The 18,735-nt window shown below is 72.8% G+C and carries 18 protein-coding genes; 13 read left to right on the forward strand and 5 right to left on the reverse strand.

Features of this window, described 5'->3' with window-relative positions:
• The first annotated feature begins 170 nt into the window (after window positions 1-170).
• Genes ACFZAT_RS16380 through ACFZAT_RS16395 form a run of 4 tightly spaced genes read left to right on the forward strand, consistent with a single transcriptional unit; the run spans window position 171 to window position 3,079 of the window.
• Window positions 171-617: a hypothetical protein gene (locus tag ACFZAT_RS16380; RefSeq protein WP_391264851.1), complete on the forward strand. Its 447-nt coding sequence runs from the start codon at window positions 171-173 to the stop codon at window positions 615-617.
• 3 nt (window positions 618-620) lie between these two features.
• Complete coding sequence (locus tag ACFZAT_RS16385) at window positions 621-1,181, forward strand: toxin (RefSeq protein WP_391264853.1); 561 nt, start codon at window positions 621-623, stop codon at window positions 1,179-1,181.
• Window positions 1,182-1,229: 48 nt separating this feature from the next.
• The gene (locus tag ACFZAT_RS16390; protein ID WP_391264855.1) at window positions 1,230-2,477 is read left to right on the forward strand and encodes an MAB_1171c family putative transporter; all 1,248 of its coding nucleotides are present in this window, start codon (window positions 1,230-1,232) and stop codon (window positions 2,475-2,477) included.
• A complete protein-coding gene (locus ACFZAT_RS16395; protein WP_391264857.1) occupies window positions 2,474-3,079 on the forward strand; it encodes a hypothetical protein in 606 nt (201 codons plus the stop codon). The genes ACFZAT_RS16390 and ACFZAT_RS16395 overlap by 4 nt, the downstream gene beginning before the upstream one ends.
• Window positions 3,080-3,086: 7 nt before the next feature.
• Here ACFZAT_RS16395 and ACFZAT_RS16400 read toward each other — a convergent pair whose 3' ends face one another.
• Window positions 3,087-4,796 (reverse strand): SpoIIE family protein phosphatase, encoded by a 1,710-nt coding sequence (locus tag ACFZAT_RS16400; RefSeq protein WP_391264859.1) that lies wholly within the window; start codon window positions 4,794-4,796, stop codon window positions 3,087-3,089.
• A gap of 89 nt (window positions 4,797-4,885) precedes the next feature.
• Window positions 4,886-5,638, reverse strand: coding sequence for a helix-turn-helix domain-containing protein (locus tag ACFZAT_RS16405; RefSeq protein ID WP_391264862.1), 753 nt, complete (start codon window positions 5,636-5,638; stop codon window positions 4,886-4,888).
• A gap of 78 nt (window positions 5,639-5,716) precedes the next feature.
• Between ACFZAT_RS16405 and ACFZAT_RS16410 the strand changes: the two genes are divergently transcribed.
• The 6 genes from ACFZAT_RS16410 (at window position 5,717) to ACFZAT_RS16435 (ending at window position 11,567) form a co-directional block, all read left to right on the forward strand.
• Window positions 5,717-6,928 (forward strand): MFS transporter, encoded by a 1,212-nt coding sequence (locus ACFZAT_RS16410; RefSeq protein WP_391264864.1) that lies wholly within the window; start codon window positions 5,717-5,719, stop codon window positions 6,926-6,928.
• An 82-nt stretch (window positions 6,929-7,010) separates the two neighbouring features.
• Window positions 7,011-7,496, forward strand: a complete 486-nt coding sequence (locus ACFZAT_RS16415; protein WP_391264866.1) for a redoxin domain-containing protein — start codon at window positions 7,011-7,013, stop codon at window positions 7,494-7,496.
• A 108-nt stretch (window positions 7,497-7,604) separates the two neighbouring features.
• On the forward strand, window positions 7,605-8,114 hold the full coding sequence (locus ACFZAT_RS16420; protein WP_391264868.1) for a hypothetical protein: 510 nt from the start codon (window positions 7,605-7,607) through the stop codon (window positions 8,112-8,114).
• A gap of 69 nt (window positions 8,115-8,183) precedes the next feature.
• Entirely contained in the window at window positions 8,184-9,647 is a 1,464-nt protein-coding gene (locus ACFZAT_RS16425; RefSeq protein WP_391264872.1) for an SPFH domain-containing protein, read from the forward strand.
• Window positions 9,648-9,858: 211 nt separating this feature from the next.
• The gene (locus tag ACFZAT_RS16430) at window positions 9,859-10,329 is read left to right on the forward strand and encodes a TrkA C-terminal domain-containing protein (RefSeq protein WP_345111138.1); all 471 of its coding nucleotides are present in this window, start codon (window positions 9,859-9,861) and stop codon (window positions 10,327-10,329) included.
• Window positions 10,330-10,331: 2 nt separating this feature from the next.
• Window positions 10,332-11,567, forward strand: a complete 1,236-nt coding sequence (locus ACFZAT_RS16435) for a cation:proton antiporter (protein WP_391264875.1) — start codon at window positions 10,332-10,334, stop codon at window positions 11,565-11,567.
• A 61-nt stretch (window positions 11,568-11,628) separates the two neighbouring features.
• Here ACFZAT_RS16435 and ACFZAT_RS16440 read toward each other — a convergent pair whose 3' ends face one another.
• Window positions 11,629-12,174, reverse strand: coding sequence for a MarR family transcriptional regulator (locus tag ACFZAT_RS16440; protein ID WP_391264877.1), 546 nt, complete (start codon window positions 12,172-12,174; stop codon window positions 11,629-11,631).
• Between the two features lie 131 nt (window positions 12,175-12,305).
• Between ACFZAT_RS16440 and ACFZAT_RS16445 the strand changes: the two genes are divergently transcribed.
• Window positions 12,306-12,818 (forward strand): nitroreductase family deazaflavin-dependent oxidoreductase, encoded by a 513-nt coding sequence (locus ACFZAT_RS16445; RefSeq protein WP_391264879.1) that lies wholly within the window; start codon window positions 12,306-12,308, stop codon window positions 12,816-12,818.
• A gap of 4 nt (window positions 12,819-12,822) precedes the next feature.
• Here ACFZAT_RS16445 and ACFZAT_RS16450 read toward each other — a convergent pair whose 3' ends face one another.
• Window positions 12,823-14,325: a DHA2 family efflux MFS transporter permease subunit gene (locus ACFZAT_RS16450; RefSeq protein ID WP_391264881.1), complete on the reverse strand. Its 1,503-nt coding sequence runs from the start codon at window positions 14,323-14,325 to the stop codon at window positions 12,823-12,825.
• Between the two features lie 90 nt (window positions 14,326-14,415).
• Window positions 14,416-15,501: a helix-turn-helix domain-containing protein gene (locus ACFZAT_RS16455; protein WP_391264884.1), complete on the reverse strand. Its 1,086-nt coding sequence runs from the start codon at window positions 15,499-15,501 to the stop codon at window positions 14,416-14,418.
• 305 nt (window positions 15,502-15,806) lie between these two features.
• Between ACFZAT_RS16455 and ACFZAT_RS16460 the strand changes: the two genes are divergently transcribed.
• Together ACFZAT_RS16460 and ACFZAT_RS16465 are read left to right on the forward strand one after the other, a co-directional pair.
• On the forward strand, window positions 15,807-16,451 hold the full coding sequence (locus ACFZAT_RS16460; RefSeq protein ID WP_391264886.1) for a hypothetical protein: 645 nt from the start codon (window positions 15,807-15,809) through the stop codon (window positions 16,449-16,451).
• A gap of 116 nt (window positions 16,452-16,567) precedes the next feature.
• On the forward strand, window positions 16,568-18,667 hold the full coding sequence (locus ACFZAT_RS16465) for a flotillin family protein (RefSeq protein ID WP_391264888.1): 2,100 nt from the start codon (window positions 16,568-16,570) through the stop codon (window positions 18,665-18,667).
• The last annotated feature ends 68 nt before the right edge of the window (window positions 18,668-18,735 follow it).

Consider the following 18,735-nt stretch of genomic DNA (forward strand, 5'->3'; position numbering starts at 1 on the left):
GCGCAAGCCCGCTCCGGACACCGGATGAGATTGCTCCGCTTCACGCCCTCTCCGGTCGCCCGCCTCCGGGAGGGTGGTCGGGGGTTCGTTACAGTACGAGCCCGTTGACCGAATCGAGCGCCGCCCGGGGCCGGACAGGGGCCTGTGGCGGACGTGAACGTGGGGGCCGGATGGACAACGGCGAAGAGCGCGCGCCGGAGCTGCGGACGCTGCGCCAGAAGGTCGAGTACATGGTCGAGAAGACCTTCCCCGGCCGGAAGATCTCGGGCCGTTTCTTCGCCGACCTGGTCAAGGAGCGCGGCGGATCGCTCTCCCACAGCTACTTCTCCAACATCCTGGCCGGCAAGGTGACCCAGCCGTCCGAGGAGATCCTGAAGGCGCTCGGCCTGGGCTTCGGCGTGGACTGGCGGTTCTTCAAGGAGGAGTCCGAGGTCGTGGACGACGTCGTGGCCGGGCTCCAGTTCCTCGCCAAGCGGCGTACGGGCGAGATCAGCGGGCTCGCCGGGCGCGGGCTCGACGAGGACGGGCTGCCGCCCGAGCTGCTGCAGTTCGCGATGTCCCTGCTGCGGGACGCCGAGGAGCGCACGCCCCCGGCCGGCGGCGGACAGCAGGGCTGAGCCATGTCCCTGCGGAAGTTGCGGAGAGAGTGCGAGGAGGGTCTCGCGGAGCTGCCGCTGCCCTCGCCGTTCTCCATACCCGGCCTGGTGGCCAACATGGAGGCGGCCCGGGGCCGGACCATCGTGCTGCACGAGATGCCCGACCGGCTGGCGCGTGTCAACGCCGCCTGCGGGCTGCGCCTGAAGAGCGGGGACACCAGCTTCGTGCTGTACCGCCGACGCCCCACCGCGTACCAGACCCAGCACGTCATCCTGCACGAGCTGTGCCACGAGTGGTTCGACCACGGCACCTCGCTCGACGCCCAGCAGCTCCAGCGGCTGCTGCCCGTCTTCGACACCTCGCTCATCTCCCGGATGGTCGGCCCGGACGCGGTGCTCGCCCCGGACGCCGTGCAGGCGCGCGCGCAGTACGACACCCACGACGAACGCATGGCCGAATTCGGTGCCTCGCTGATCCCCCGGATGGCCCGGGACGTCACGAGCGATGACATGGTGGGGCGGCTCGCCAACTCGCTCTCGCGCCCGGTCGCCCACCGCCGCGGCGGCCTGTTCCGGCGTCCGTAGGATCCGTACCGCCCGGCTCGACTCCCCCCACACCCGAGGACTTCTTCCGTGACCCCGCTCGACCTCGCCGGCTATCTCATAGCGGGCCTGATGACAGCCGTCGCCCTGTGGCGCATGCCGGCCGCGCTCTGGGGTGACGAGGAGGACCGGCGCCGCCGGGCGCTGTGGGGGTGTTACGCGGGATTCGCGCTGGCGCTCTGGACGAAGACCCGGTTCGTACGCGTCGGGCTCAACGACAGCCCGGTGACCGACCTGTCCGTCCTCATCAAGCACTACACCGCGACCATCGCGATTCTGGCCATTCTCAGTTACATCGTGGCGATCTACGGCCGGTACGAGGACGAGGGCGACATCCCCCGGCACGTACGGTTCGCCCGGCTCATCCAGCAGGTCGCGGCCAAGGCGTCGGCCGCCACCCTGGTGCTGCTCACCGTGCTGTTCTTCACCGTGGTCGACCGCTCCACGCCCTCGGACCGCTTCGTCGCGGACCACGCCGGGCAGTGGGGCGCCACGCTGTACATGAGCGTCTTCTACCTCTACCTCGGCGCCGCGTCCGCCGTCTGCGCGTACCAGTGGGCGCTGGCCACCGGAAGCGCCCGGATGCGTCATCTGCGCGTCGGGCTCGGGATGATGACGTTCGCGATGTTCATCGGCGTCGGCTACACCGTCAGTCGGACGCTGTTCCTCTGGGTCAGCGTCGTGGACCGGCCGAGCGAGTCCTTCGCGCTGGACTTCGACGAGGTCACCGAGGCCGCCCAGGTCGTCCTCTTCCTCTTCTTCGCGGTCGGCGCCTCCATCCCGGCCCTGAGCAACGTCCGCCGCCGCGCCAAGCTCTGGCGGGCGCAGGTCCGGCTGCACGGCCTCTGGTACGAGCTGATGACCGCCTTCCCGGACCAGCCCTTCGAGCCCCCGCGCCCGCTGCCGCGGGAGCTCACCCGCTTCGACACGCCCGCCGACCTGCGCGTCGACCGCTGGGCGGCGGACATCGCGGACGCGGTCGAGAAGCTGCGCCACTACGTGCCGGACACCCTGCTGCCCGCCGCCGAGGCCGCCGCCGGGGCCGGCCCCGGCTCGCCGCTGTCCGCCGCGTACTGGATCAAGGCCGCGCTGAGCGCCCGGGACGGCGGGGCGGCGGCCGGTGAGGCGGCGGCCGTCTCCACCCAGCACGCCACCGACCAGGACGGCGAGGTCGCCTGGCTGGTCCGGGTCGCGGCGGCGTACCGCACGGTCACGCCGGAGCGGGCGCGTCAGATCCTCGACATGTGTGACACCACGGGCAAGGAGCAGCCGGCATGACCACCACCGACTCCACCGGCACGGCGTCGGCCCCCGACCACACCCTCGCGCGGCGGGTGACCGACGTCCTCCAGCCCCGCAATCTGCTCCTCGTCGGCATGCTCGGCATCGGGCTCGCGGCGGCCGGGGAGTGGACCGGGCTGCTCTGGGGGCTGCTCGGCGCGCTGTGCGCGGGGATCGTGCCCGCCGGATACATCGAGTGGGAGCGGGGGCGCGGCACCTGGGGCGACCGCCATGTCGTGGACCGCACCAAGCGGGCGCCGATCTTCTTCGTGATCCTGGGCTCCATCGGCGCCGGTTCGGCGGTCATGGTGCTGGGCGGGGCGCCCACCGGCATCCTGGCCGCGATGCTCGCGCTGTGGGCGATGACGGTCGTGCTGCTGGCGGTCAACACGGTGTGGAAGATCTCCGTGGACGCCTCCGTGGCCTCGGCCGTGGTCGCCCTGCTGGCCGCCGTCCACTCGCCGTGGTGGCTCCTCGGGTACGCGATGGCGGCCGCCGTCTCCTGGTCGCGGGTGGCGCTCGGCTACCACACGGTCGGCCAGGTCACGGCGGGGACGGCGCTGGGCGCGGCGACGGCGGGGGCGTTCCTGTTCGTGTGACCCCGGCTCAGAGCTCCGGGGGCACGGCCTCCGGCTGCTCCCTGGTCCGCGAGGCCATGACCGCGATGTCGTCCTCGGCGCCGGGGCCGAAGTGTTCGAGCACCCGGTCCAGGAAGGTCTCCAGATCGCCGTTGTCCGGCAGGGTCAGCTCCCCCAGCCGGGCGACGCAGGCGTCGATGTCCTCGCCGCGCCGCTCCACGAGCCCGTCGGTGTACATGAAGAGCACCGTGCCCGGGCCGCACTCCATCACCGCGGACCGGTAGCCGCCGAAGCCGGTGCCGAGCGGCGGGGCCGCCGGTACGTCGCAGATCCGGGTGCCCGCCGCGCCCGGGTCGAGGAAGACCGGCGGCAGGTGGCCCGCGCTCGCCACCTCGCACAGCCCGCCGTCCGCGTTGACCACGGCGAGCAGACAGGTCGCCGCCCGGTCGATCCCGGACCGCTCCACCATCCGGTCCAGCTGCTCCAGGATGCGGTGCGGGGGCAGCTCCTCGTCGGCGAGGAGGCGCAGCAGCGAGCGGTAGTGGCTCATCGCGACGGCCGCCTCGACGCCGTGGCCCATGACGTCGCCCATCGCCTTCAGGTGGCGCCCGTCGGGCAGCGGGATGACGTCGAACCAGTCGCCGCCCACCAGGACGCTGCGGTCGGCCGGCAGATAGCGGGTGGCGACCTCGATGTGCGGGTGGGGCGGCCGTGGCTCGGAGAGCAGGGAGCGCTGGAGCTCCAGGGCGATGGTGTGCTCGTGGGTGAAGCGGCGCGCGTGGTCGAGATGGACGGCGGCCCGCCCGGCGAGCTCCCGGGCCACCACCACGTCGTCGTCCGAGAAGACCGGGGAGCCGCCGGCCCTGAGCAGGCCGAGCACGCCGATCGGGGCCCCTCGCACGGAGAGGGGGACGGCGACCGCCGAGTGCAGCCCGAGCTCCCGGTAGGCGGCGACGCGCTCCGGGCTGGGCGCGACGCGGCTCAGCCGCTCGGGGTCGGTGAGGTCCTCGACCACGGGCTGGTTGGTGGCCAGGCAGCGCGGTACGGCGGCCTCCTCCTGATAGTCGATGTAGTCGCCGGCCACTCCGAACCGGGTGACGCCCCGGCTCAGCCCGCGTACCGCCGACATGGCCGCCCGGCGCAGCCGGACCACGTCGGGCGGGGCCGGGCGCACCGGCGGGGCGACGTCCGGCGGGAAGACCTCCACGATGGCGACGTCGGCGAGGCCGGGGACGACGAGGTCGGCCAGCTCGGCGCAGGTGGTGTCCATGTCGAGGGTGGTGCCGATGCGGGTGTTCGCGCTGTCCAGGAGGGAGAGGTGGCGCTGGGCCTGGGCGAGCCGGCGCTGTTCGTCGTCGGCCATGACCTCCAGCACGATCCCGACGACGCCGACGGCCCGGCCGTCCGTCTCCAGGCGGTGGTAGGCCCCGTGCCAGTAGATCCGGGCGGTCCCCGACTCGGCGGGCAGCCGGCCGCTGGAGGTGACCTCGCGGGCCCGGCCGTCCGCGAGCACGGCGCGCATCAGGTCCTCGCGGGCGTCGATGTCGGGCAGCACCTCGCTGGGGCGGCGGCCGATGTGGGCGGAGGGCGGGAGGCCGTTGCGGCGTACGAGGGCGTGATTGACGTACAGATAGCGCAGCTCGGTGTCGAACACGGCCACGCCCGCCGTCGTGCCGTCGAGCACGGTGGCGAGCGCCGTGACGTCGATGGACGGCGGATGGTCGGCGTGCACCGGCAAGACAAACCTCCTGAGGCAGGGCACGGGCCGCCTGCTGCCCGGCCCTTCATCCTCGGTCGCCGGGCCCGCTCCCGCATCCGCAGCAGCGCCTAGGGGGTGCCGGCCGCGTACGAGCCGGGGGTCGTGCCGAAGGCGTGGCGGAAGGACTGGATGAAGGCGCTCGGGCCGCTGTAGCCGCAGGCCACGGCCACCGAGGTGACCGAGCCGCCCGAGGCGAGCAGGGTCAGCGCGTGGTGCAGGCGGAGCTGGGTGCGCCACTGCGGGAAGGACATCCCGGTCTCCGCGCGGAAGAGCCGGCTGAGGGTGCGGGGCGCCGCGCCGACGGCCGTGCCCAGCTCGCCGAGGGTCCGGCCGTCCGCCGGGTCGTCCTGGAGGATGCGGGCGATGTCGCGGAGCCGGGCGTCGGCCGGGGTGGGCAGGCAGACCCCGAGCGGTTCGACCCGGCGCAGCTGGTCGAGCGCGACGCGCTCCAGGTTGCGGCGGCGGCGCGCGTCGCCGGTGAGCTCGGTGTCGTCGGTCAGGCAGGCCACGACCTCGCGCAGCAGCGGGGTGACGGCGAGGACGGTCGGCCGGTCGAGCCGGAGCGGATTGTCGGCCGGGGCGAAGCTGAGCGCGCGCAGCTCGGTCGGCCCGTACGCGAGGTGCGCGTGGACGACGCCCGCCGGAATCCAGACCGCCCGGTGCGGGGGCACCGCCCAGACGCCGAGCGGGGTGGCGACCTCCAGGACCCCGCGCGAGGGGCAGACCAGCTGGTGCTCCAGGTGGTGGTGGCTCTCGATGCGTTCCTGGTGCGCGAGCGGGACCCGGGCGGGGCCGTGCAGTGTGCGGCCGTTCAGCGACATGAAGAGGCAGATTATCGCTAGCCCGCTTCCCGGTGCGGCCGGAATCCTCGAAGGGACCCTTCGAGGAGGAGCGCCTTCATGACCACCGACAACGCCGCGCGGGCCGGTGCCCCGCCCGCCGACGCCCCCTCCGCCGCGGCCGCCGCCGCGCCCGTCTCCGCCTGGCGGCGGATGCGGATGTGGGGCGCCGCGCACGCCGTGGACGACCTCTACCAGGGCCTCGTGCCCGCCTGCGTCCCGTACTTCGTGCTCGACCGGGGCTACAGCTATGTCGCCGCCTCCGGGCTGACCCTCGCGGCGGCCCTCGGCAGCTCGGTGCCGCAGCCGTTCATCGGCCTCGCGGTGGACCGCTACCGGCTGCCCCGGCTGGCGCCCGCCGGGCTCGCCGTCGCCGGGACCGGGCTCGGCCTGTCCGGTCTGGTGCGGCCGTACGCCGCCGTCTGGCTGCTGATCCTGCTCTCCGGTCTGGGCGTGGCGATGTTCCACCCGGCGGCGGGCAAGGCGGCCCGGGAGGCGGCGGGCGACAGCGCGTCCGCGATGAGCGTCTTCGCGGCGGGCGGCAGCGTCGGCTTCTTCCTGGCCCCGGTGCTGGCGACCCCGGCACTCGTCGCGATGGGGGTCGGGGCGACGGCGCTGTTCATCCCGCCCGCCGTCCTGATGGCGTTCGTCCTGCTCCGGCACCGCCCGGCCGCCGCCCCCGCGCGCCGGGCCGGGCGGGCGGGGCGGGACCGCTGGCGGCCGTTCTTCTTCCTGACCGGGATCGAGGTGGTGCGCTCGGTGGCGTTCTTCGGCGCGATCACCTTCATCGAGCTGTTCTGGATCCGCCACCTCCACTCGGGGCGGGGCGTGGCCGGGGTCGCGCTGGCCTGCTTCCTGGTCGGCGGGGTCGCCGGCACACTGCTCGGCGGCCGGATCGCGGACCGCGTCGGCATGGTCCGTACGGTGCAGCTGGGCGGTCTCGCCGCCGTGCCGGCCCTGGTCGCGCTGCGGGTGACCCCGGGCACCCTGCTGCCGCTGGTGTTCGCGGTCCTGGCGGGGCTCGCGCTGAACGTGCCGTTCGCCGTCCTGGTGAAGCTGGGTCAGGACTACCTGCCGGGGCGCCCGGGCACGGCGGCCGGGGTCACGCTGGGCCTCGCCGTCAGCATCGGGGGCCTGATCGCCCCGGCGCTGGGGGCGGCGGCGCAGGCGTACGGGCCGCAGGGCGTGTTCACGATCCTGTGCGCCATCCCCGTACTGGCCGTGCTCCTCGGGTTGTTCCTCACCGAGCCGGAACCGTCCCCGGGTGGCTGACCGTCCCCCGTGACGGAGGCATGCTGTACGCGACACGGGCGGCACCACCGCCGCCCGGGCGCAGCACACCGAAGGGCACGCCATGGGATCGTCACCGCAACTGGGTTCAGCCGTACCGGACTTCACGCTTCCGGGTGGTGTGCTCACCGAGGACTCCTTCGAGCGGCGCGACTACAAGCTCGCGGAGGCGCGCGGCCGGACCCTGGTCCTCGCCTTCTATCCGGGCGACAACACCACCGTGTGCACGAAGCAGTTGTGCGCGTACTCCTCGGGCATGGAGACGTTCGAAGAGCTGGACGCGGAGGTGTGGGGGATCAGTCCACAGGGTGTGGACAGCCATGAGTCGTTCGCCCGCGCCCATGGGCTGCGCATGCCGCTGCTGGCGGACCCGGGCCGGGAGACGGCCCGGGCCTTCGGCGTCGCGGCGCCCGGGATCGGGGTGCGGCGGGCCGTCTTCCTGATCGACGCGGAGGGGGTGCTGCGGTGGAAGCACGTGGCGCTGCTGGGGGCGACGTTCCAGTCCCTGGACACCCTCGCCGACCAGTTGTCCGGCATCAAGAACGCGTAAAAGGTTGCCGGGTTCCGGCAATGTCGCACGGGGGGTGCGTATGGGACCATCCAGCCAGTTCGACGGAAAAGCAGCACGGGGGTCGGCGGGGCCGGGAGGGGTGATCATGTGACCTTGTTTCTCGGTCTCGGCATCGCGGGGGTCGCCCTGCTCGCCCTGTCGCTGATCTTCGACGGGATCCTGGAGGGCCTCTTCGGGGGCCTGCTGGAGGGCCTGTTCGGCGGGCTCGTCTCCCTTCCGGTGATCGCTGGCTTCCTTTCGATGCTCGGCTTCGGCGGCGCCATCGTGCTCGGCACGACCGGAGCCGGCACCCTCGTCGCCACCGCGGCGGGGGCCGCGGCCGGGGTGGTCGCCGCCCTGCTGACCTGGAAGTTCAGCCGCGCCCTGATGCGGGACCAGACCGACGCGACGCCGCGCGGCGAGGACCTGGTCGGCACGTCCGGGTCGGTGGTCACCGCGATCCCGGCCGACGGCTACGGCGAGGTCCTGCTCCGCCTCGGCGGCCATCTCGTGAAGCTGTCCGCGAAGTGCACGGTGCCGGTCGCGCGCGGCGCCGAGGTCTGGGTCGAGGCGTCGCTCTCCAGCACATCGGTGTCGGTCCGTCCCGTCGAACGCTGACCGGTACGCCCGGCACCATCACCGCTCGTCTCACGACTGCCCCCGCCAGGGGGCAGAGGGGGAAACCGCATGAGTCCCGTAATGATCGCGATCGTCGGAGTCGTCGTACTCCTCTTCCTGCTCGCCCTCGCCGTGATCACCCGTTACAAGGTGGCCGGCCCCAGCCAGGCGTTCATCATCACCGGCCGCCGGGGCAAGAAGTCCGTCGACCCGGTGACCGGCCGGACCAGCATCGACAACAGCGGCCAGAAGGTCGTCGTCGGCGGCGGCGTCTTCGTCGTGCCGTTCGTCCAGCAGAAGTTCACCCTGGACCTGTCCAGCCGGCACATCCCGGTCGCCGTGCGCGGCGCCGTCACCCTGCGCGGCGTCAAGGCCCACCTCGAAGGCGTCGCGATCGTCAAGGTCGGCGGCAGCGAGGACGCCATCCGGGCCGCCGCCCAGCGCTTCCTGCGCCAGCAGGACGGGATCGTCGGCTTCACCCAGGAGGTGCTGTCCGGCGCGCTGCGCGCCATCGTCGGCCGAATGTCCGTGGAGGACATCATCCGCGACCGCGCCGCGTTCGCCGGCCAGGTGGCGGAGGAGGCCGAGGCGAGCCTGTCCGGTCAGGGGCTGATCCTGGACGCTTTCCAGATCCAGGACATCACGACCGAGGGCTCCTACCTGGAGGACCTGGGCCGCCCGGAGGCCGCCCGCGCCAAGCAGGAGGCCGACATCGCGGAGGCCATCGCCCGCCGCGCCTCGGAGCAGGCCCGGCTGAAGGCCGCCGAGGAGATCGCGATCGCCGAGCGGACGTTCTATCTGAAGCAGGCCGAGATCAAGGCCGAGACCGAGGCGGCCGCCGCCAAGGCCAACGCCGCCGGTCCGCTCGCCGAGGCCGCCCGCCAGCAGGAAGTGCTCACCGAGCAGGAGAAGGTCGCCGAGCGCCAGGCCGCGCTGACCGACCGCGAGCTGGACACCAAGGTCCGCAAGCCCGCCGACGCCGCCCGCTACCAGGCCGAGCAGGAGGCGGAGGCCCGCCGCATCGCCCAGGTCAAGGAGGCCGAGGCGGCCGCCGAGCGCGCCCGGCTCACCGGTCAGGGCGAGAAGCTGCACCGCTCCGCGCTCGCCGAGGCGGTGCGCATCGAGGGTGAGGCGGAGGCCGCGGCCATCGCGGCGCGCGGTTCGGCCGAGGCCGAGGCCATGCAGAAGAAGGCCGACGCCTTCGCGCAGTACGGAGACGCGGCCGTGCTCCAGATGCTCGTCGAGGTGCTGCCCCAGGTCGTCGCCAAGGCCGCCGAGCCGATGAGCGCGATCGACAAGATGACCGTCATCTCCACGGACGGCGCCAGTCAGCTGTCCCGTACGGTCACGGACAACGTCGCCCAGGGCATGGAGCTGCTCAGCTCCACCACCGGTGTCGACCTCGCCGCGCTGCTCCAGAACCTCAAGGGCGCGGTGCCGAAGCCGGCCACCGCCGAGCCGGCGGTCCCGGTGGCTCCCGCGGCCCCGGCGGCCTCGGCCGAGAAGAACGGGAAGATCGAGATCGGTGACTGATCCCCGTACGAACTGATCCACCGTCGGACCCGACTCGCGTGCCCGGCCGGTTGCGCAACCGGCCGGGCACGCGTGTGCCGGGCCCCGGACCGTCACGCGCAGCCGGCCGGAAAACGGCCCTCCGGGGTGGCGCATACCTCCGGATAAGGTAATGCGGGTCTAAAGAGATCGCCAAGTGCCTCGCGCGTACCGCGCTCCTCGGGAGGAAGCCATGGGAACCCACCGCACCACGCTGCCCGGAGTCGGCGTCCAGTACGACTACACCACCGAGTCGGGGCAGCACATCTCCGTCGTGGTCCACCACGACGGGCGGCGGTTCATCGGTTTCTACGACCAGGACGACCCTGATTCGTGCCGGCTCTCCGTCCCCCTGACCCCACAGGAGGCGACCGGTCTCGCGCACCTCATCGACGCGGCGCCCATCGACGCCGTACGGACCGAGGGCATCGACCTGGTCACCGAGCACATCCCGCTCGGCGCCCGCTCGCCGTACGGCGGCCGGCTGCTCGGCGACACGAAGGCGCGGACCCGGACCGGCGCCTCGATCGTGGCGGTGCTGCGCACCCACAGCGCGCACCCGTCCCCCGGGCCGGATTTCCGGCTGGCCATCGGCGACACGCTCATCGCCGTCGGAACACGCGAGGGCGTCGACACGCTCTCCGAGATCATCGCGGAGGGCTGACCGTGCACGACACGACCGCACTGCTCATGGAGCTCGGCTCCGTCATCCTGGGACTCGGCATCATCGGGCGGTTCGCCGGCCGGATAGGGCTCTCGCCAATCCCCCTCTACCTGCTGGCCGGGCTGGCCTTCGGCGAGGGCGGGCTGCTGCCGCTCGGGGCCAGCGAGGAGTTCACCGCCGTCGGCGCCGAGATCGGCGTCATCCTGCTGCTGCTCCTGCTCGGCCTCGAATACAGCGCCTCCGAGCTGGTGACCAGCCTGAAGACGCAGTACCCGTCGGGGGCCGTGGACTTCGTGCTCAACGCGACCCCGGGCGCGGTCGCCGCGCTGATGCTCGGCTGGGGGCCGGTCGGGGCCGTCGCGCTCGCCGGTGTCACCTGGATCTCCTCGTCCGGTGTGATCGCGAAGGTCCTCGCGGACCTGGGACGCCTCGGCAACCGGGAGACACCGGTCATCCTCGGGGTGCTGGTCATCGAGGACCTGTCGATGGCGGTCTATCTGCCGCTGCTCACCGCGATGCTCGCGGGCGTCGGCCTGGCCGGCGGCAGCGTCGCCCTGCTGATCGCGCTCGGCACGGTCGGCCTGGTGCTCTATCTGGCGCTGCGGCACGGCCGGCTCATCAGCCGCGCGGTGTCCTCAGACAATCCGGAGATGCTGCTGCTCGTCGTGCTCGGGCTGACCGTCCTGGTCGCCGGGGTGGCCCAGCAGCTCCAGGTCTCGGCCGCCGTCGGCGCGTTCCTCGTCGGCATCGCGCTCTCCGGTGAGGTCGCGGAGGGTGCGCGCAAGCTGCTGACCCCGTTGCGGGACCTGTTCGCCGCCGTCTTCTTCGTGTTCTTCGGGCTCTCCACCAACCCGGCCGAGATCCCGCCGGTGCTCCTGCCGGCCGCGCTGCTCGCCGTCGTCACCGTCTTCACGAAGATCGGGACCGGCTGGTACGCCGCCCGGCGCGCCGGCATCGGACCGCGCGGGCGCTGGCGGGCGGGCGGCACGCTCGTCGCGCGCGGCGAATTCTCCATCGTCATCGCGGGTCTGGCCGTCGCCACGGAGCCCCGCATCGGCCCCATCGCCACCGCGTACGTCCTCATCCTGGTCATCGTCGGCCCGCTCACCGCGCGCTGGACCCAGCCGGTGGTCGAGCGCGTCCAGAAGTGGCGCGGCAAGGACGGCGGGTCCGCCGCTGCCGCGGACACCGCTCCCGTCCCGGCGGCCCGGGAAGAGGTCTCGGCGTCGACCGAGTGACGGTGCGTCGGGGTAGGGGCGGCGGGTGCGGCGCCGGTGCCCGCCCCGGCCGCCGGGCCCCTTACGCCCCCGCGGGCAGGTCCGGCGCCCAGCCCAGCGGGTAGGCGTCGGTGCCCTCGGCGGGGGCCGCCGCCTCGCCGCCCGCGTCGGTGAACGCCCGCAGCGCGTCGATCAGCGCGGCGCGCTGCGCGGGGGCGATGCGCTCCACGATCGAGGCGACCTCCCGGCGGCGGCCCGCCGTGACCTCCTCCACCAGGCGGTGGCCCTCGGGCGTCACCCGGAGCACCGTCTCGCGGCGGTTGGCCGGGTTGACCTGACGTTCCGCGAGGCCCGCCGCGATCAGCCGGTCGAGCATCCGCATCGCGGTGGAGGGGTTCACACCGAGGCGATCGGCGAGGGTGACGAGCTTGGCCTCGCCATGCGTGGAGAGCACCACGAGCAGCCGGAACTGGGGCAGCGTCACCCGGTCCTCGACCGCCGCGAGCGACCGGGCGGAGACGGCGACCAGCAGTCTCGACGCGGTCAGCACCGCACCCGTCACCGCGTCGACGTCGTCCCCGTCCGGGGCGGTCGGGGGGTCTTCGGGTGCCTGTCCGTGCGCGGCCATGCCCCTTTTTACCGCGCCCGCCCGGCTTACTCGAACCGGCGGTCATCCGATACGGAAACGCCGCGCAACCGGTACCGGACCGACAGCGGCGAGCGCTGGCACCGACCTTTGGATTGTGCAACGTTTGCATAGTGACGCATGAATCCGCAGCTTCGCCCGCTCCCCGGCGCCCGGCCCCGCCGACCGGCTGGCGGCGCACCGCCTTCCGGCTCCCCGTCCACCTGTTCCGCATGGGGCTCGGGCCGCTCTTCGGGGGCCGGCTTCTGCTGCTCGTCCACACCGGCCGCGTCTCGGGCCTCCCCCGCCGGACCGTCATCGAGGTCGTGGAGGCGGGCAGCCACGAGGGCCGGGCCTGCTGGACCGTCGCCTCGGGCTTCGGCCCCGGTGCGGACTGGTTGCGCAACCTGGAGCGCACCCCGCACGCCACGGTGCAGGTGGGCCGCCGTTTCCACGCGGTGACCGCGCAGGTGCTGACCGCCGGGGAGGGCGGCGAGCTGATGGCCCGGTACGCGCCCCGCCACCCCAGGGTCGCCCGACGGCTCTGCGGGTACCTGGGCTTCGAGGTGGACGGCGGTACGGAGGACTACCGGCGGGTGGGCGAGTCGATCCCGTTCGTCCGGCTCACGGAGGGCGCGAAGCGCTGACCCCTCAGACCCGCGCCGGTTCGGGCTCCCCCACGGGGTGCGGGCGGGGCGCGCCCGGCCGGTACAGGAACAGGGTGACGACGAGGCCGAGAGCGAAGAAGCCCGCGGACCACCAGTACGCGGTGGCGTAGCTCTCCAGCTGGGCCTGGGCGACGGCGGACGGGGTCGGCCTGCGGCCCACCAGGTAGTTCGTGGCGGCGGTGGTCGCGAGGGTGTTCAGCAGGGCCGTGCCGATGGAGCCGCCGACCTGCTGGCTGGTGTTGACCGTCGCCGACGCCACCCCGGCGTCCCGTGGCCCGACGCCCGCGGTGGCCAGGTTCATCACCGTGGCGAAGACGGCGCCGAGGCCGATGCCCAGGCAGAGCAACGGCGGCAGTACATGGGCGGCGTAACTGCTGTTCAGGTCCAAGGCGGTCAGCCACACCATCGCGGCGGCCGCGATGCCCATCCCGGTCGGGACGATCGGTTTCGCGCCGAATCGCAGCAGCAGCACATTCGTCGTCGTCACCGACGAAGCGATCATGCAGGCGACCATCGGGATGAAGGCGAGCCCGGTGGAGACCGGCGAATAGCCCAGGCCCTTCTGCAAGTAGTACGTGAGGAAGAGGAATACGCCGAACATGCCGCCGCCGGAGATGAACATCGCGAGGAACGACGCCGCCCGGTCCCGGTCCAGCACCACCCGCAGCGGCAGCAGTGGATGCGCCGCCCTGGTCTGCCACCATGCGAAAGCCGCCACCAGCACCGCGCCCGCCACCAGGAACCCCCAGGTCAGGGGCGAACTCCAGGCATGCGACTCGGCCTCCGAGAACCCGTAGACGATGCAGAAGAGACCGGCCGAGACCAGCAGCGTCCCCGGGATGTCGAGCCGGGGCCGGTCCGCCGGCGCCCCCGCCGTCAGCAGCCGCCAGCCGCCGACGAAGGCCAGGAACGCGAAGGCCAGGTTGACGTAGAGGCACCAGCGCCAGTCCAGGTACTCGGTGAGCACCCCGCCGAGCAGCAGCCCCACCGCACCGCCCGCCCCCGCGATGGCGCCGTAGATCCCGAATGCCTTGGCCCGCTCCTTGGGCACGGTGAACGTCGTGGTGAGCAGGGACAGCGCAGCCGGGGCCAGCAGCGCGCCGAACACGCCCTGGAGAGCGCGGGCCAGCACCAGGATCTCGAAGCTCGGGGCGGCACCGCCGATCGCGGAGGCGCCCGCGAAGCCGACGAGGCCGGTCAGGAAGACCACCCGGCGGCCCACCAGGTCGGCGATGCGCCCGCCGAGCAGCAGCAGCGAGCCGAAGGCGAGGGCGTACGCCGTGACGATCCACTGCCGGTTGCCGTCGCTGAAGCCGAGGTCCTGCTGGGCGGAGGGCAGCGCGATGTTCACGATCGTCGCGTCGAGCACCACCATCAGCTGGGCGAGGCCGATCACCCCGAGCACCCACCAGCGGTGGGACGGATGGTCCTCCCGGGCGTTCGCCCGGCGGGTTCCTGCTTCTCGGGGACCTGCTTCACGGGCCATGGGGCGGATCTCCCTCGCTGCGCACACCGCCGGAATCCCCCGGCTGATCACGCTAGGCGGAGGGAGCCGGTCCCGCATGTGGAGCGGAGCTCAGACCTCTTTGGCGGGCCAGTCGAGCAGCCGGGCGCCGATCACCGCGGTCTGGAGCGTGTAGCGGTGCTGGGGGTCCGCCGGGTCGGAGCCGGTCAGCTGGTGGATGCGTTCCAGCCGGTACGTGAGGGCCCGGACGCTCAGCGAGAGACGGCGGGCGGTCTCGGCGGCGACACAGCCCGCGTCGAAGTACACCGTCAGCGTCTTGAGGAGCGGTTCGGCGCCGCCCCGGGCCTTCTGGAGCGGGCCCAGCTCACTGCGGACGAGATCGGCCATGGCCTGCCGGTCCCGGGTGAGCACGGGGTAGACCAGCAGGTCGGCGGCGAACAGCACGGGGTCGTCCAGGTCCATCCGGTCCGCCAGGTCCAGCGCGTCCAGCGCCTCGTCGTACGACTGGACGACGCCGCCGGGGCCCCGGTGGGCGCGGCCGACGGCGACCCGGCCGCCGTCCGTCGCCGCGTGAGCCTGCTTCGCGAAGTAGCGCAGGACGTCGGGCTGGCTGCCGGGCGCGACGCACACCATGCGCCCGTCCTTCGTGGTGAGCAGGATCTTGCGGCCGCCGAACCGGGCCAGCATCGCCGACTCCACGTGCCGGGGCACCGCCTCCGTCTCGGTGTACGCCTCCGGGCCGGTCGCGACCGCCACGGCGTGGGCGCGCGAGAGGCGCAGCCCGAAACGGGTGGCGCGCTCGGCGAGCCGGCCCAGATCGCTGCGCCCGTAGAGGAGGTCGTCGATGAACTCCCGCCTGGCGGCCTCCTCGCGGCGCACGGTGAGGCGCTGGGCGCGCTCGAAGCCGTCCGCGAACGCGTCGACCGCCTGCTCCATCGCGGCCAGCGCACTGTCGGTGGAGGCGGCCACGGCGGCCGGAGTCGCGCCGGGGGCGGGGGCGGGCCAGGCGGCGCGGGTCTCGGCGAGATGCATGCGGACCAGGGCGCGGAGCTGGTGGCCGGCCTCGGCGGCCTTCCGGCCCAGGGAGCGGCGGGAGTCCAGCTCCTCGCGGGTGAGCCGCCTCCCCGAGACGGCCGCCTCGCCGAGTATCCGGGCGTAACCCTCCAGAAAGCTGTCGGGAATCACCGGTTCCGCCACGCGTCCGCCTCCGTTCCTGTCCCGTACCGACACCAGCCCAACGCACGAGGAGCGGTGCCGGTGCCCGGCATCGGAGAGCGGAGAACGTTGCCGCATTCCGGCAATGCGATCGGGCGTGCCCGGATGACACGATCCTGTCAGCACCAACCGGGGGACCAACGGGGGAAACACGGGGTGCAGGGGGGATCGGGGGAAGACCCGGCTGCCGCGGTGTCGTCGAGGGCGACGCCGTGGCACCGGGGTCCTGGACCGGTCCGCGCGGACGCCGGCGACATCGCCGACGGAACGGCAGGGGGGCGGGACCGATGCGGGAGTTCCTGGACGCGACGCTCTCCTTCCCGGCCGTGCTCTTCGCCGCCGCTCTGGTCGTCGTCATCGCCTTCTGGCTGCTCGTCCTGGTCGGCGCGGCCGACCACCACTCCTTCGACGCCGACCTGGACGCCGATCTCGCGGGCGTCGGCGGCGTCCCGGTCACCGTCTCGGTGTCCCTGATGATCGCCATCGGGTGGTTCTCCGCCCTGACCGGTTCCGTCCTGGTGCACCGCTCGGGCGCCGCCGGACCGCTGCGCGCCGTGCTGGCCTGCGCGGTGCTCGCCGGGGCGCTGCTGCTCGCCTGGGGTGCGGTGCGGCTGCTCGTCCATCACTTCCGGCGCTGCTTCCCCGACCAGCCTCCGCCATCGCGCCAGGACTTCCTGGGCCGCGTCTGCACGATCCGTACCGGCTCGGTCGGCCCGGACTTCGGCCAGGCCGAGGTCACCGCCGACGACGGGACCACCGCCACCGTCCAGGTGCGCCAGTTGGAGCCCGTCGACGCGGAGCTGACCTCCGGATGCTCCGGACTGCTGTACGCGTACGACGAGGCCGGGGAGTTCTTCTGGGTCTCGGCCTTCGACAAAGCGCTCGACCCGGGTCCGCCGCACGGCCGTACGGCCTCCGGCCCCGCCGTCTGAGCCACCGCTCCTGTCGGCGCGGTGCGCCCGTCCCGCCTGCCCGGACGCCGTGTTCCGCCGCGCCGTGTTTCACGTGAAACCGCTCATTTCCGCACCACCTGCCGCCAAGGACTGTCATGGATGCCATCTCCTTGGGCCTCGGCCTGCTCGTCGCCGTGGTCCTGCTCATCGCCGTAGCCGTGCTGCTGATCATCACCCGGCTCTTCCGCAAGGTGGAGCAGGGCAAGGCCCTGATCATCTCCAAGACCAAGAAGGTCGACGTGACCTTCACCGGCGCCGTCGTCCTGCCGGTGCTGCACAAGGCCGAGTCCATGGATATCTCGGTCAAGACCATCGAGATCCGTCGCACCGGGCGCGAGGGCCTGATCTGCCAGGACAACATCCGCGCCGATATCCACATCACGTTCTTCGTGCGGGTCAACAAGACCGTCGAGGACGTCAAGAAGGTCGCCCAGTCCATCGGCACCGAGCGCGCCAGCGACAAGGTCGCCATCCAGGAGTTCTTCGCGGCGAAGTTCTCCGAGGCGCTGAAGACCGTCGGCAAGCAGCTGGACTTCGTGGACCTGTACACGAAGCGCGAGGAGTTCCGCGACCGGATCATCCGGGTCATCGGTACCGATCTGAACGGCTATCACCTGGACGACGCGGCGATCGACTTCCTGGAGCAGACCCCGATGGCGCAGCTCGACAGCGCCAACATCCTGGACGCCCAGGGCATCCGGAAGATCACCGAGCTGACCGCGATCGAGCACGTCCGCACCAACGAGTTCCAGCGCACCGAGCAGAAGGAAATCACCCGGCAGGACGTGGACGCCCGGGAGACCATCCTGGAGCTGGAGCGCCGGCAGGCCGAGGCGGAGATCAAGCAGCGCCGCGAGGTCGAGACGCTGCGGGCTCGGGAGGAGGCGGCGACCGCCCGGGTCCAGGAGGAGGAACGCCTGGGCGCCCAGGCCGCGTTCATCAGGACCGAGGAGCAGCTGGGCATCCAGCGGGAGAACCAGGCGCGCGAGATCGCGGTCGCGCAGAAGAACCGCGAGCGGGTCATCGCCGTGGAGAACGAGCGCATCGAGAAGGACCGGATGCTGGAGGTCATCGGGCGCGAGCGCGAGACCGAGCTGAACCGCATCGCCGCGACGAAGGAGGTCGAGGCGGAGCGCCGCGAGGTCGCCGACGTGATCCGCGAGCGGATCGCGGTGGACCGGACGGTCGCCGAACAGGAGGAGTCCATCAAGACGCTCCGGTCCGTCGAGGAGTCCGAGCGCACCCGCAAGTCGGTCATCATCGCCGCCGAGGCGGAGGCGCAGGAGCGGCTGGTCAAGGACATCAAGGCGGCCGAGGCGGCGGAGGCCGCGGCCACCCACCGGGCGGCCGAGCAGCTGACGCTCGCGGAGGCGCGGCTGAAGACCGCCGACCTCGACGCGCAGGCCAAGCTGCGGCTCGCCGAGGGCATCCAGGCGGAGTCGGCTGCGCCCGGCCTCGCGGACGTCCAGGTGCGGGACGCGGCGGCGGAGGTGATCGAGAAGACGGGGCTCGCCGAGGCCGAGGCCACGTCCGCGCGGCTCAAGGCGGAGGCCGAGGGCGCCCGTCTCAAGGCCCTCGCGGACGCGGAGGGTACGCAGGCGCAGGCGACGGCCGACGCGGCGATGATCGGCGAGAAGCTGAAGGCGGAGGCCGCCGGTCTCACGGAGAAGGCGGCCGCGATGGCGGCGCTGGACGACGCGTCGCGCGGGCACGAGGAGTACCGGCTGCGGCTGGCCGCCGAGAAGGAGATCCGGCTCGCGGGTCTGGACGTCCAGCGGCAGGTCGCCGAATCGCAGGCGACGGTGCTCGCCACGGGGCTGGAGAACGCGGACATCGACATCGTCGGCGGCGAGTCGGCCTTCTTCGACCGGCTGGTGTCGTCCATCTCGCTGGGCAAGAGCCTGGACGGCTTCGTCTCCCACTCCGATACGGCGAAGGCGCTGGCCGGTCCGTGGCTGAACGGCGAGTCCTCGTTCACGGAGGATCTGACGCGGGTGCTGTCGTCGGTGTCAACGGGCGATGTGCAGAACCTGACGGTGTCGGCGCTGCTCATGCGGCTGATGGCCGCGCCCTCCGCGGGGGTCGGTGCGGACCAGGTCCGCGCGCTGCTGGACCACGCGCGGTCGCTGGGCCTGGCGGACGTCCCGTTGAGCGGCCTGGCCCCGGCGGGCCTGAACGGTACGCCGGTGTCGTAGGGGCCCGTGCCCGAACGCCCCACCGAGCCCCGTCCGTCCTCAATCGCCGGACGGGCTCGGACGGGCCG

Source organism: Streptomyces sp. NPDC008163, from assembly GCF_042956885.1.
Taxonomy (GTDB): Bacteria; Actinomycetota; Actinomycetes; order Streptomycetales; family Streptomycetaceae; genus Streptomyces; species Streptomyces drozdowiczii_A.

What these genes read in the sequence shown, in the direction of transcription:
- ACFZAT_RS16410 (WP_391264864.1), top strand. Translation starts at nt 5,717, where the DNA reads ATGACCACCGACAACGCCGCGCGGGCCGGTGCCCCGCCCGCCGACGCC.
- ACFZAT_RS16430 (WP_345111138.1), top strand. Translation starts at nt 9,859, where the DNA reads ATGGGAACCCACCGCACCACGCTGCCCGGAGTCGGCGTCCAGTACGAC.
- ACFZAT_RS16405 (WP_391264862.1), bottom strand. Translation starts at nt 5,638, where the DNA reads ATGTCGCTGAACGGCCGCACACTGCACGGCCCCGCCCGGGTCCCGCTC.
- ACFZAT_RS16460 (WP_391264886.1), top strand. Translation starts at nt 15,807, where the DNA reads ATGCGGGAGTTCCTGGACGCGACGCTCTCCTTCCCGGCCGTGCTCTTC.
- ACFZAT_RS16440 (WP_391264877.1), bottom strand. Translation starts at nt 12,174, where the DNA reads ATGGCCGCGCACGGACAGGCACCCGAAGACCCCCCGACCGCCCCGGAC.
- ACFZAT_RS16450 (WP_391264881.1), bottom strand. Translation starts at nt 14,325, where the DNA reads ATGGCCCGTGAAGCAGGTCCCCGAGAAGCAGGAACCCGCCGGGCGAAC.
- ACFZAT_RS16395 (WP_391264857.1), top strand. Translation starts at nt 2,474, where the DNA reads ATGACCACCACCGACTCCACCGGCACGGCGTCGGCCCCCGACCACACC.
- ACFZAT_RS16385 (WP_391264853.1), top strand. Translation starts at nt 621, where the DNA reads ATGTCCCTGCGGAAGTTGCGGAGAGAGTGCGAGGAGGGTCTCGCGGAG.
- ACFZAT_RS16425 (WP_391264872.1), top strand. Translation starts at nt 8,184, where the DNA reads ATGAGTCCCGTAATGATCGCGATCGTCGGAGTCGTCGTACTCCTCTTC.
- ACFZAT_RS16465 (WP_391264888.1), top strand. Translation starts at nt 16,568, where the DNA reads ATGGATGCCATCTCCTTGGGCCTCGGCCTGCTCGTCGCCGTGGTCCTG.
- ACFZAT_RS16380 (WP_391264851.1), top strand. Translation starts at nt 171, where the DNA reads ATGGACAACGGCGAAGAGCGCGCGCCGGAGCTGCGGACGCTGCGCCAG.
- ACFZAT_RS16415 (WP_391264866.1), top strand. Translation starts at nt 7,011, where the DNA reads ATGGGATCGTCACCGCAACTGGGTTCAGCCGTACCGGACTTCACGCTT.